General features: G+C 38.5%; 11 protein-coding genes. 9 read left to right on the forward strand and 2 right to left on the reverse strand.

Features of this window, described 5'->3' with window-relative positions:
- The first annotated feature begins 171 nt into the window (after positions 1-171).
- The 4 genes from BUE08_RS10860 (at position 172) to rbr (ending at position 4,271) form a co-directional block, all read left to right on the forward strand.
- On the forward strand, positions 172-966 hold the full coding sequence (locus tag BUE08_RS10860) for a GGDEF domain-containing protein (protein WP_286680937.1): 795 nt from the start codon (positions 172-174) through the stop codon (positions 964-966).
- A gap of 32 nt (positions 967-998) precedes the next feature.
- Positions 999-2,450 carry a LuxR C-terminal-related transcriptional regulator gene (locus BUE08_RS10865; RefSeq protein ID WP_213996964.1) on the forward strand — a complete coding sequence of 484 codons (1,452 nt, stop codon included), beginning with the start codon at positions 999-1,001 and terminating at the stop codon, positions 2,448-2,450.
- An 83-nt stretch (positions 2,451-2,533) separates the two neighbouring features.
- The gene (locus tag BUE08_RS10985) at positions 2,534-3,208 is read left to right on the forward strand and encodes a rubredoxin (protein ID WP_353682123.1); all 675 of its coding nucleotides are present in this window, start codon (positions 2,534-2,536) and stop codon (positions 3,206-3,208) included.
- Positions 3,209-3,728: 520 nt separating this feature from the next.
- Positions 3,729-4,271, forward strand: a complete 543-nt coding sequence (gene rbr, locus BUE08_RS11015; protein WP_059031683.1) for a rubrerythrin — start codon at positions 3,729-3,731, stop codon at positions 4,269-4,271.
- A gap of 98 nt (positions 4,272-4,369) precedes the next feature.
- On the opposite strand, the gene BUE08_RS10880 is transcribed toward rbr, so the two are convergent.
- A complete protein-coding gene (locus tag BUE08_RS10880) occupies positions 4,370-5,569 on the reverse strand; it encodes an ornithine--oxo-acid transaminase (protein ID WP_059031374.1) in 1,200 nt (399 codons plus the stop codon).
- A gap of 380 nt (positions 5,570-5,949) precedes the next feature.
- On the opposite strand from BUE08_RS10880, the gene BUE08_RS10885 reads away from it, so the two are divergent.
- Entirely contained in the window at positions 5,950-7,308 is a 1,359-nt protein-coding gene (locus BUE08_RS10885; RefSeq protein ID WP_286680938.1) for an MATE family efflux transporter, read from the forward strand.
- 102 nt (positions 7,309-7,410) lie between these two features.
- Positions 7,411-8,370: a resuscitation-promoting factor gene (locus BUE08_RS10890; protein WP_286680939.1), complete on the forward strand. Its 960-nt coding sequence runs from the start codon at positions 7,411-7,413 to the stop codon at positions 8,368-8,370.
- A 48-nt stretch (positions 8,371-8,418) separates the two neighbouring features.
- Here BUE08_RS10890 and BUE08_RS10895 read toward each other — a convergent pair whose 3' ends face one another.
- Positions 8,419-9,648 (reverse strand): D-alanyl-D-alanine carboxypeptidase family protein, encoded by a 1,230-nt coding sequence (locus tag BUE08_RS10895; RefSeq protein ID WP_286680940.1) that lies wholly within the window; start codon positions 9,646-9,648, stop codon positions 8,419-8,421.
- A gap of 195 nt (positions 9,649-9,843) precedes the next feature.
- On the opposite strand from BUE08_RS10895, the gene BUE08_RS10900 reads away from it, so the two are divergent.
- The 3 genes from BUE08_RS10900 to BUE08_RS10910 are packed head-to-tail and all read left to right on the forward strand — an operon-like array spanning position 9,844 to position 12,986.
- Positions 9,844-10,089: a (2Fe-2S) ferredoxin domain-containing protein gene (locus tag BUE08_RS10900; RefSeq protein WP_059031370.1), complete on the forward strand. Its 246-nt coding sequence runs from the start codon at positions 9,844-9,846 to the stop codon at positions 10,087-10,089.
- The gene (locus BUE08_RS10905) at positions 10,090-11,814 is read left to right on the forward strand and encodes a [Fe-Fe] hydrogenase large subunit C-terminal domain-containing protein (RefSeq protein WP_286680941.1); all 1,725 of its coding nucleotides are present in this window, start codon (positions 10,090-10,092) and stop codon (positions 11,812-11,814) included.
- Positions 11,815-11,816: 2 nt separating this feature from the next.
- Complete coding sequence (locus BUE08_RS10910) at positions 11,817-12,986, forward strand: SpoIIE family protein phosphatase (protein ID WP_286680942.1); 1,170 nt, start codon at positions 11,817-11,819, stop codon at positions 12,984-12,986.
- The last annotated feature ends 123 nt before the right edge of the window (positions 12,987-13,109 follow it).

The following is a 13,109-nucleotide window of genomic DNA, read 5'->3' on the forward strand; positions in this document are numbered from 1 at the left end:
GCTTATTGTAAAATAGTGAATATTCTAACTTAATTATAGCAAGAAAGACCGTGCTTCAAGGAGGCAAAAATTATAGCCGATCAAATTACTCTTAAAGACTTGGAAGACAAAATAGATTTTTTTAATAAAATGTATGACATTGTAAGGCTTGTAGATCCTTTAAAAAAGAGAGTGGTCGAATATAAAGGATCTCTTGAAGCTACTCATGACGAAATATGTTATTCATATTGGAAAAGAGATGAGATTTGCGATAACTGCATATCAATAAGAGCTTATCTTGATAAAAAATGCTATCAAAAACTTGAGCAATTGCCGAACACCATTATGATGGTGACCGCATTTTCTATCGAAAATCTCGAAACACCTCTTGTGTTAGAATTGCTTAAGAATGTTACAGAAACTATGATGGTAGGCACCGGAAATTATTTAGAAGGACAATTACTCCATGATTTGATTACAAAACTCAACGGCCTTGCGGTAAAAGACGAGCTGACAGATATTTATAATCGGCGGTATATAAACGAGCGCCTGCCGGCAGATATTGTAAGGGCAGTAATTGAAAACAGTCCTTTGTCGATTATATTTTTAGACATCGACAACTTTAAAGACATAAACGATACTTATGGCCATGAATTTGGAGATAAAGCAATTACAGAGGTGACCGGAGCGATAATGAAATGCATTCGAGCCGGCAATGACTGGGCATCCCGCTATGGGGGCGATGAATTCCTTGTATGCTTAAATAGAACATCCGAGGTCGAAGCTTATAAGATTGCCGAAAGAATTCGCCACGGCATTTCAGAACTTACAATATCTCCTCAAAATAAAATAAAGCTTACTGCGTCTTTGGGAGTGTATACAATGAATGGTCCGAAACTTACAGCGGCAGAACTGATTTCTTGCGCCGATAAAAGAATGTTCGAAGCTAAACAGCAAGGAGGCAACTGCACTAAATGGACAGATTGATGTAAGTTTCTTGTGCGCAAAGGGGATTTGAAATGAAGAATGACAGACATAATGGAATTTTATATAAAAACATCGATAATCGCAGTTTATCGATTATTGTGTTTTCACTTATTTTCGCTTGGATACTTTCTTTTCCTTTCGAAGGCCAGATTCTGTATTCACTTACCGAAATGTTTCAGATTGAGCCTCACAGAATGGTTTTTGGAGCTATTATATCCCATTTTGCAGGATTGTTTTTATGCGGATTTTTTGTGAAAAATATACAAGCGGCAAAGAAAACAATGTTTCTTTCTATTCTTTTGTGTATTTTAGGAAGTTTTGTATATTTTTCAAAGCCCGGAGCCCCATGGCAACTTACACTTATTTTAATTTCATTTATAGCGGGGATATGTGTAGCTGCATGGGGGTTTTTCTTAAAAAAATTTACTCCAAAGAATGAGCGAATAAAGACGACTGCTGATGTTCTTATATATTCAAACATTATTATGATAGTTTTGGATATGGCAACAGTCTATATATCTGCTTATGTTGGTCTTTCGCTATCTATTGCCATACTTGCTTTAGCGCTTTTATTTGTAGCTAAATTACCAACGGTTGAAGCTAATACAGAACATCAAGAACTTCCCAATGACACCAAAAATGCTGTTAGTATTACAAAACCCCTTCTATTGTTATACCTGTTTATTGTGATAATTACGATAAATTCAGGATTAATGTATCAAGTAATGAATCCGGCGTTCTCACACCTTGAATGGCTCACAAGCTGGTATTGGGCTATTCCGTATATCGTAGCGCTGTATATTATGAGAAATTTGTCTAGAGAAAGAAATAGGACTTATATTTTATATATAGGAATAACGATGATAGGTTTTTCTTTTATAACTTTTGCGATTTTAGATAAATCATGGCAAAGTTATTTAGTTGTAGATACATTAATGCTGGGAGCATGCGGCATATACGATTTATTTTGGTGGAGTATTTTAGGGGAGATGCTGGATTTTGACGAAAATCCGGCTAAAGTTTTTGGAATTGGCCTTTCGGCTAATGTTTTAGGCGTACTACTTGGCGGAGTGATAGGTAACGTCATAAATGGTGCGGGTCGGGATATAAGCACGATGCTGTTGGCTCTTGGCGTTGTATGCATGACTTTCACAATTCTTCCGCTGCTGCACAAATATCTATCCAAGATATTAAGCGATCATGCATATCTTACGATGGTTTTGAGCACACCTCAAGAGAAGCGTGAAATGGCTGTGAAAAATTTGATTGAGCTTGGAGGTTTAACTGAAAGAGAAGAAGAAATAGTAGAATTGCTTTTAGCAGGAAAAACGTACAAAACAATCGGCTCAGAGCTTTACATAAGCGAAAATACAGTAAAAACCCATGTAAAGAAAATCTATTCAAAACTTAATATACGAAACCGCACAGAACTTATCAATTTAATGCTTGAACAACACAGTGCGATGCGAAAGGAATCGAAATAGACCGTTTCGGCGTGCTTTTATCTATTGACATTATATAATTTTAAAGGTAAAATAAGAATAGTTATTATTAAGGAGGTGGTCGGATGAGGAAATACAGATGTCCAATTTGCGGGTATACATATGATGAAGCTATCGGCATACCTGAAAAGGGCATTGCTCCCGGAACGAAATGGGAGGATCTGCCGGAAGATTTTGCGTGTCCCTGGTGTGGCGCGGTTAAACTATTATTTACTGAAGTTAAGGAAATGAAGACAGAAAGTGAACCATTGCCACAATACGCACCTTCGAGCGAGGAATTTGAAGAATCAGAAAACCTTACAGCAGGCGAACTTGCCGCTATATTCTCGAATCTTGCAAAGGGATGTGACAAACAGCACCTTTGGGAAGAAAGGGATTTATTTAATACGCTAAGCGAGTATTATACAAGAAAAGCGGCAAAAGAAAATGCCGGAGACTTTAGCGAAATCGTAGAGCTGTTAGAAAAAGATCTTTCAGAAAGCCTTGCAAAAGCAACTTCGACAGCAAAAGCGAATGCTGACAGGGGAGCTCTAAGGGCATTAGTATGGAGTGAAAAAGTTAGCCGTATGGCTAAATCTCTTCTTGAGCGCTACGCAAAAGAGCAGGATGCAATGCTGGAAAATACTAAAATTTATGTATGCGATATTTGCGGTTTTATATACATAGGTGATAACCTGCCGGAAATTTGTCCTGTGTGCAAGGTCCCGAATTTTAAAATTCTGCAGGTTGCAAGGAGGTAAGCGTATGCCGGCAGTAAGAAATATAAGGTTGTGCACGAAAGACTGTATGTGCCTTTATGTTTGTCCGACGGGTGCTACAGATACGGAAGACAGCATTATCGATGTGAATAAATGCATAAAGGGATGCAGAAAATGCGTAGATGCATGCCCATCAGGAGCGATTTCGCTTCTTCCCGATGATTATCCGCCTCAACAGCCTAAAAAAGATGAAGTAGTCAAAGCGATGCGTGAACTTGCAAAAAGTAAGGTGGCACAAGAACAGATAGCACGCGCGCTAACAAAGTCAAGTAACAATGCTATTACCCGCCAATTTGCAGAGGCATTAGCCAAATCCAACAGGTTAATGGCCGAAGATTTACTCAGAGAATCCGGCTATATGCTTCCGCAAAGCGATGAAGTAAGAAAATTACTCGAATCAATACTTATTAATCCGCCAGATGATTTTCCTGGCGAAGTGGTGGAAAAGCTACTACGGCAGTTAAAAAGAACAAAAATATCAAATAATAAAGGAGAGGATCTTATGGAACTTAAAGACCTTAAAGGCACAAAAACTGAGAAAAACTTAATGGAAGGATTTGCAGGAGAATCTCAAGCAAGAAATAAATATACTTATTTTGCATCTGTTGCAAGAAAAGAAGGCTATGAGCAGATTGCAGCGATTTTTGAAGAAACAGCGAATAATGAAAAAGAGCACGCAAAGCTGTGGTTTAAAGCACTTAACGGTATAGGTAATACAGCCGAAAATCTTCGCCATGCAGCTGAAGGCGAAAATTATGAATGGACCGATATGTATGCACGTTTTGCTAAAGAAGCTGAAGAAGAAGGTTTTACAGAACTTGCAGCAAAATTTAGGATGGTTGCAAACATCGAAAAATCCCACGAGGAGAGATATCGCAAGCTTCTCGATAATGTCGAAATGAAAAAGGTTTTCGAAAAAGCAGGAGAGACAATGTGGGTTTGCAGGAACTGCGGCCATATTGTAATTGGCAAAAAAGCTCCGGAGATTTGCCCCGTATGTGAGCATCCACAGGCCTTCTTTGAAGTCAGATGCGAAAATTATTAATAAATCTCACTAAGCACTAAGTTTTGTATAGAAAATAAAAGCAGGGTAAGATTTTCCTAAAGGATGGAAATATCAAACCCTGCTTTATTTGTTTTATCTTATGCGTTATCGTTAAGGACTGCTTTTATTCTTTCCATTGCCCAATCGATTTCATCTTTTGTGATTATAAGTGGCGGAGCAAATCGTATAACTGCTTCATGAGTATCTTTGCAAAGAAGACCTTTTTCCATTAACTTTTCACAATATGGACGAGCCTTTCCGTTAAGCTCTAAACCAATCAACAGACCTTTTCCGCGAATTTCTTTTATAAGCGGATTTTTAATCTCCCTGAGTTTACCCATGAAATATTCGCCCATTTCAAGAGAACGCTGGACCAAATTTTCTTCTTCAATAACTTCCAAGGCCGCAATGGCACAAGCACAAGCCAATGGATTTCCTCCAAAGGTTGAACCGTGAGAGCCCGGCTCAAAAAGGCCTAAAATTTCTTCGTCTGCTACAACAGCAGATACAGGCGCTACTCCACCGCCTAGTGCTTTACCGAGTATATAAATGTCCGGAACCACATTTTCCCAGTCACATGCAAACATTTTGCCTGTTCGGCCAAGGCCTGTCTGAATTTCATCAGCAACAAAAAGTACATTGTTTTGTTTGCAAACTTCATAAGCATCTTTTAAGTAACCGTCATAGGGCACATTAATTCCTGCCTCACCTTGAATAGGTTCGACTAAAAAAGCTGCTGTATTTGGAGTAATAGCCGCTTTAAGAGCATCTAAATCGCCATACGGTATAATCTTAAAGCCCGGAGTAAACGGCCCGAAACCCCTCTTATATTCTTCTTCGGATGAAAAAGATATTATAGTAGTTGTGCGGCCGTGAAAATTTCCTTCACATACAATAATTTCTGCGGAATTTTCGGGCAGTTTTTTTACGTCATAAGACCACCGCCTGGCAGCCTTAATAGCAGTTTCAACAGCTTCGGCCCCTGTATTCATAGGCAAAACCATATCTTTGCCGGCAATCGTTGCAACCTTTTGACAAAATGGCCCGAATTTATCATTATGGAAAGCTCTTGATGTTAATGTGACTTTATCGGCTTGTTCTTTAAGGGCAGCAATAATTTTCGGATGGCAGTGACCTTGCCCTACTGCCGAATAAGCGCTGAGCATATCCATATATTTGTTGCCATCCAAATCTTTCACCCAGACTCCCTTGCCTTCGCAAATTACTACGGGCAGTGGGTTATAGTTATGGGCGCTGTACTTTTCGGTTATCTCAATAATTTCTTTACTTTTAGACATTGGTAGACCTCCCTGATTTATATAAATGTATAATTATAAGCTTAGTATGCATTTTATTGCATATAAATTTAATTTAAACCTCGGTTATACTTAAAAAATCCTGAACATATAGCAATAGTTATAAATATATTATGCATATATATGCATAATATATTTATAACTATAAACCTTAAAGAACAGCTTGTCAACAATAAAAATTAAAAAGCCTACCATAAAAAGGTTTTTTCTAGTATAATCGTATTGTAATACATATTTTCGCAAAAATCCATGTAAGCCGGCAAATTTATTATTTCTTTCGCAAAAACATAAATTTGCAGGTTTTTTTATGTGTTATTGGCTGCGTTTTACTATATTACTGCAATAAGCGAGGTATGAGAAAGATGAAAGCACTTAACAACGGAAATTCTAACAGCAATTCACTTCAAAACACCATATTTAGACTGGCGCTGCCGGCGATTTTAGAAAATATACTAAACACAGCTGTTTGGATGTTTGACACTGCCATGATAGGCAGATTAAGCGCTGAGGCCTTAAGCGCCGTAGGTTTTGGTTCTCAGCTGGCGTTTACGCTGGTCAATATAGTAAGCGCAATGGGTATAGGAACTTCTGCCATTGTAGCTCGATACATAGGTGCAAATGAGCCTGAAAAAGCTAACAAAGTTATATCCCAGTCATTTATAGTCTCGTTAATTATAAGCGTCTTTTTGCTTGGAGCCAATCTGTTTCTGGCAAAACCCTTTTTTATATCTACAATAGAAGATCAACAGGTAATCAAACTCGGGATTCAATATGTAAAGATCGTATCATTTGGAATTGTATTTTTAATACCAACAATGGTGCTTAATGCAGCATTAAGAGGAGCCGGCAATACAAAGCTTCCTATGTTTTCCGCGCTTGTTGCAAATTTACTCAATGTAGTTGGTGATTATGTCCTTATATTCGGCTATTATGGTTTCCCGAGAATGGAGGTAAAAGGCGCTGCAATTGCCACAACCCTTTCCCAAATGGTAGGTTTTATAATAACCTTTGTGTATCTAATAGCAGGACAAGATATAGTAAGATTGAATCTTAAAGACTCAATAAAAATAGACATGGATGTAATAAAGCAGCTTTACAAATTAAGCATGCCATCGTGCTTAGAGGAATTTTCCCACAGCGGTAGTCGGCTTTTATCATCGATTTGGATAACACGCCTCGGAACGGTGGCCTTTGCAGCTCATCAAGTGGCAGTCAGCGCAGAATCCATGTCTTTTATGCCTGGATACGGATTTGCAGTTGCGGCATCAACCCTTGCAGGACAGAATCTGGGAGCGAGCCAGCCGGAGGAAGCAGAAAGAAGCGCAATTGCCTCTCTAAAGCTTGCATTGATATTAATGAGTGGTGTCGGCTTGGTTTTTCTGATATTTTCGCACCAACTGATGAGTTTGTTTACAAGCATAGACGAAGTTAAAAATCTGGCAGCTGCCTGTATAAGAGTCGCAGCTTTCGAACAGCCGACTTTAGCAGTTTCGATGGTTTTAGGCGGTGCCCTAAGAGGAGCCGGAGATACACCCGGAACTTTTAAAGTCGGTCTTATAGGAACATGGCTTGTGCGGTTACCTTTAATTTTCGCAGTGGTGTTTATATTTAAAAAGACAGTAATATATGTTTGGGTGGCAACCGTTATCCAATTTGTTGTGGAAGCCGGTTTGATGTACCTAAGATTTAGAAAAGGACACTGGAAAAAGATAGCAATTTGACAAAGTAGCTTAATTTTTGATATAAGTATTATATAAATAATATAGAAATAGATATTGGATATTTTACAAATGCATATAGCTTTTGTAAAAAGGGGGAATTTTGTGTTTTCACCAAAAGCACGATGGGCCATTGCTTCCGGTATAGCAGTGATTGCGATTGCCGGAGCGATTACGGTTCATGCAATTTTGGAAAAAGAGGTGGTCATTTACGACAAAGAAAAGACTGTTGAGGTGTCCACTTTTGCCAAAACCGTGAAAGACCTGCTGGCTGATGAAAAAATTGTTTTAGAATCTGAAGATGTTGTTACACCAAGCATTGACACAAAACTTGAAGACAATATGAAAATAATTATAAAAAGAGCGTTTCCTGTAACGATTGTTGTAGATGGAAAAGAGGTGACAGTCAGAACACAACCAGACACAGTAGAAAATATCTTATCTAAAGGTGGTATTGTTTTAAACGAAAAAGACAAAATCGAGCCCGCACTTTCTTATAGTGTGGCCAAAAGCGAAAAAATAATCATTATGCGGGTGGAAGAAAAAGTTACAACAACAATCAAGCCTATACCATTTACCACTGTCTCAAGAAAGGACTCAAATTTACCTGCCGGTCAAAAGAAAATTATACAGCAAGGAGAAGAAGGCAGTGAAGAAATAAAAACCACAGAAATTCTAGAAAATGGAAAGGTAGTTTCTACTTCGACAGAATCAAAAGTTATAAAATCTCCAAAACCTCAAATTGTCCTTGTCGGGACGGTCCAAATAGCGTCTCGGGCAGGTGTTGATTTTGCTTACACAGAAAAACGCCGCATGATGGCCTCTGCTTATACATACACAGGACATCGAACAGCAACAGGAACTACGCCGCGGGCCGGGGTTGTGGCAGTCGATCCAAATGTTATTCCGCTGGGAACCAGGCTTTATGTAGAAGGCTATGGCTTCGCAAGGGCTGAAGATACCGGCGGGGCAATAAAAGGCAATGAAATTGATTTGTTTTTTAATACAACACAAGAATGCAGATATTTTGGCAGGCGTCAAGTAACGATATATGTTTTAAAATAATAAAGATGCTCTTAACCGACGGCAAAAACTGTCGGGGAAGAGCATTTTTCATTTGTATCTTTTTGCCGGCGAAATAGCCTGAGCTTTCCTAAGCCTGCTTCTCCTGTAACGTTTTACACCTATAGATATTCTATAAGGTGCATAGGCTGCAAAAAGCGGCGAAATTACCCAAAACCACCAATATGTATATACCTTTCTTTTAACAGTATTTGCAGCTACAAGATTGACACTGCCCAGCACAGTGCATCCCTGATAAAATATTACATGGCCCAAGATATCGCCTTTTTTAACCGGAGCATCTATATTATCAGCTATATATGCTTTTTTAGTAATAGGAAGGTTGTTTTTTGGGACTATAGTTACAAATTCTTTCTCGGTGACAAGTTTTACAGGACTACCATAAGTCACGCTTTTTTCTGCAATTACGGAATTTGATTTTAGAAGGCTTTTTCTTTCAAAGTTATTAAATCCGTAATCTAGCAAAGCAGAACAATCCTTTGACGTAGTGCCGTTAGACTTTAGTATTACAGCAATCAATTGTCTACCATTTCTAGTAGCAGAAGCAACTATGGTAGAGCCGGCAGTGCTGGTGTATCCTGTTTTAATTCCATCAGCTCCTTCATAGTTCCACAATAATTTATTTAAATTTATCAGCTGTCTGTCCCATTCTTGGCCCTGCCATGGTATTACAGCAGTTTTTGTTGCAACAATTTTTCTAAATTCCGGCAAATTTAAAAGCGCATACCGGGAAATAAGCGCCAAATCATAAGCGGTTGTCAAATGACCTGCAGCAGGCAGACCATCTGGATTTACAAAATTTGTATCCTTTGCGCCTATTTCTCTAGCTTTTTCGTTCATCATCGCAGCGAAACTTTCAACACTTCCAGCCATATGTTCTGCTATTGCAACAGCTGCATCATTTGCCGAATTGAGCATCATAGCATAAAGCATCTGCTCTAGGGTAAGAGTCTCCCCTTCTTCCAAATATATTCTAGTTCCATCTACCAGCGTGGGATTTTTCCCTGTTGTGACTATATCTGAAAGATCACCCTTTTCAAGAGCTAAAATAGCCGTCATTATTTTGGTAGTGCTTGCAGGTTCAAGTTTAAGATGAGCATTTTTTTCGTATAATACCCTGCCGGTTTCCACATCCATGACTATCCCGGCTTCACCTGCTATTTCGGGAGGAGATTGAATTTCTGATGCGGTTGCGACTGCTGTATTTGCTAAAAAAGAAAATAGGATAAGTATAACTGCTGCGATTTTTGCAGACTTCATTAATTTCCACCTCGTTTGAAGATAAATGAAACTAGATTAAGTATATCAAATAAGAAAATTGGTTCCAAGAGGCGTACAAATTTTTTACATTAAATAGAAATTTAAGGGATTGTGAAATGTTTGACAATCATATTTTTTATTTATATAATTGTTTTGAAGTGAGTTATCAAATAAAATAAAATGAGGGGATCATATATGCGGGTTATAAGTGTTTGTGTAGGCAGTTCATGCCATCTAAAAGGCTCGTATGATATTATCAGAATTTTTAAAGAGCTATTGAATAAATACAATCTTGAAAATGAGTGGGAGCTTAAAGCAGAATTTTGCTGTAATAATTGCCGCAATCCTGTTTCAGTCAAAATCGACGGAAGCAATCCTTATTCTGTTTCACCGGATGATGCCGAGGCTTTTTTCAGGGAGAAGATATTGGAGGCAAAATAAATGGAAGTTATTAATTTTTCAAGGGCCAACTGTAAAAACTGCTATAAATGTGTAAGAGCATGCCCGGTAAAGGCTATACGTATGAAAAATGATCAGGCAGAGATAGTTGAAGAAAGATGTATTACCTGCGGGACGTGTCTTATAACGTGTCCGCAAAATGCTAAAACAATAAAAAGTGATGTGGAGCGGGTAAAGCACCTTTTAAGCGAAGATAAAGATATGGCGGTAAGCTTAGCACCTTCTTTTGCAGGGATTTTTTCATTCCAACATTATAGCCAGATAGTTTCCGCCTTAAAAAAGCTTGGCTTTTCAGCAGTATACCAAACATCTACCGGCGCCAGACTTATTGCAAAAGACTATTTGAAATACTATAATGACAAAACAAGACCAAATCTTATAACAACAGCATGCCCTGCTATTAACTATTTAGTGCAAAAATATTATCCCGATCTTACATCTTGCCTAGTTCCGGTAGCCTCTCCCATGGAAGCCCACGGCAGATATCTAAAAAAAGTAAAGGGTCATAAAGAAGTGGCATTTATCGGGCCGTGCCTTGCAAAAAAATCAGAGATTCATGATATCGAAAACTATGGAATAGATGCGGCGCTGACCTTTGAAGAGCTTATGAAGTGGTGGGAAGAAGAAGGTATTGATCCTGCCTTAGAGCCTATAGACGAGCAAAAGAATGGTTTTTGTGATGATGCAAATTTTTATCCTGTGCCCGGAGGCAGCTATAAGACTATAGAACCGTTTATAGAAGCTGAGTGGCGAGAATTTATAGAAGTAAGCGGTAAAGAAAATTGCATGACTATGCTTAATGAAATAAAAAAAGGCGAGTTTAAAAGAACCTGGATAGAAATGAATGCATGTGCCGGCGGATGCGTAAATGGTCCTGCGGTAGGCGATGTTGACAAGGGTGTCTTTAAAAGAATTAAAAACGTAAAAATATTTGCACGCAGCAGCCGAAATTTATCAGGAGAGGTAATTGATATAAATTGCGATATGTTACCTATTGATTTTACAAAACACTATCCGCCGATGCCGATAAAAATTAAAAAACCAAGCGAAGAGGAAATAAAACGCATATTGGAGGCTACGGGAAAATATAGACCCGAACACGAATTAAATTGCGGTGTTTGCGGATATAATTCCTGCAGAGAAAAAGCCGAAGCTGTCTATAACGGAATGGCTGAAATTCATATGTGCATGCCTTACATGAGAAATAGGGCAGAATCGCTATCTAACCTTATTATAGAATCTACGCCAAATGCAATTATAGTAACAGATAGCGAAATAAATGTTCAAGTATTTAACAACGGTGCCGAAACCATGTTTCGCGTAAACAGCGCCGATGCAATCCACAAACCTTTAGGTTTGCTTTTTGATGATGATGATTTTAGGTATGTAAGCAAAACAAAGCAAAACTTGATAAATAAGAAAGTGAATCTACCGCAGTATGGCATAATAACACGGCAGGATATATACTATGAAAGAGAACATTCTCTTGTGATAGGCATAATAACTGATATAACATCTCAAGAACAAATGCGGGAAAAAAGCAAAGAGCTTAGACGAGAGACAGTAGAAACAGCTCAGCAGGTTATAGAAAAGCAGATGCGAGTAGCGCAGGAGATTGCCAGCGTCTTAGGCGAAACAACAGCAGAAACAAAGGTTTTGCTAAATAAAATACAGCGGCTTTTAATAGACGAAACTTCAGGTGAATAAAGATGAAGGTAAGAACTGAGATTTACTGGGAAAGCTTAAATAAATACGGGGAAGAACTCTGTGGAGATAAAGTCGAAACTGTGCAAAATCCTAATGAGACTATAATGGTAATGGCCGATGGCTTAGGAAGCGGCGTAAAGGCGAATATTCTTTCTACATTGACAAGCAAGATAGCAGTAACGATGCTAAAGCAGGGTCTTAGCATTGAAGAAACTATAAAAACTATAATGGCAACACTGCCGATATGCAAGGTTCGCAAAATAGCGTATTCTACATTTACTATAATCAGGGTAGACTCAGCAGGAAACTGCTATATTGCAGAATATGGAAATCCTCCTGTTATGCTTCTTCGCGGCGGTAAAGTTTTAAAGCTTTATGGCGACGAGAGAGAAATCGAAGGGAAGCAAGTAACAGAGTATCGCTTCAAAACCCAGATAGGAGATGTGATTATAACCTTAAGCGACGGTGTTGTCCATGCAGGGGTAGGCGGCATTTTAAATCTTGGTTGGCAGTGGAAAAATATAGCGGAATACATCGAAAAGATTGCTCAGGTTGAGCATACCCTTGGAAGCTTAGTTAAACTTCTGTCGGCGGTTACAACGAACTTATACATGGAAAAACCCGGAGACGATGCTACAATTGCTGCATTAAAGATTATAAAGCCGGAGTTCGCAACGGTATTTACCGGTCCGCCCCAAGACCCGAAGGATGATGAAAAAGTTATTGAGCGCTTGATGAAATCAGAAGGCAAAAAAATTGTATGTGGCGGAACTGCAGCTCAAATTACTGCTCGCATCCTTGGAAGAGAAATAATAACTTCCACCGAATTTGTAGACGCAAATATACCGCCTACTGCTAAAATAGAAGGCATAGACCTTGTGACAGAAGGCGTTTTAACTCTAGCTCATACAAGAGAGCTTCTTTTAAGATATATGGATCCTGCAGTTCAATATAAACAACTTAGAGAGCTTGAAAGAAAAGATGGTGCTTCAAGACTTGCAAAATTGCTTTTGTCTGCTACTGACATTACTTTCCTTATAGGAAAAGCAATAAACCCCGCCCATCAAAATCCAGATTTTCCAAAAGAACTGTCCATAAAACTGAATATAGTAAAGGAAATAGGCGAGACCCTAGAAAAAATAGGTAAAAATATAGAAATGATTTACTACTAACCAATACCCGCTTGTGGCGGGTAATTTGATAGTGTAAAATATTTCTAGGTTTTTTGCAGGAAAAATTCATTCGGACGTAGAAAAAAGACCTCACCATCCTTTCCACAGGATGAGTATAAACTC

The organism is Tepidanaerobacter sp. EBM-49, from assembly GCF_001896645.1.
Lineage (GTDB): Bacteria > Bacillota > Thermosediminibacteria > Thermosediminibacterales > Tepidanaerobacteraceae > Tepidanaerobacter > Tepidanaerobacter syntrophicus.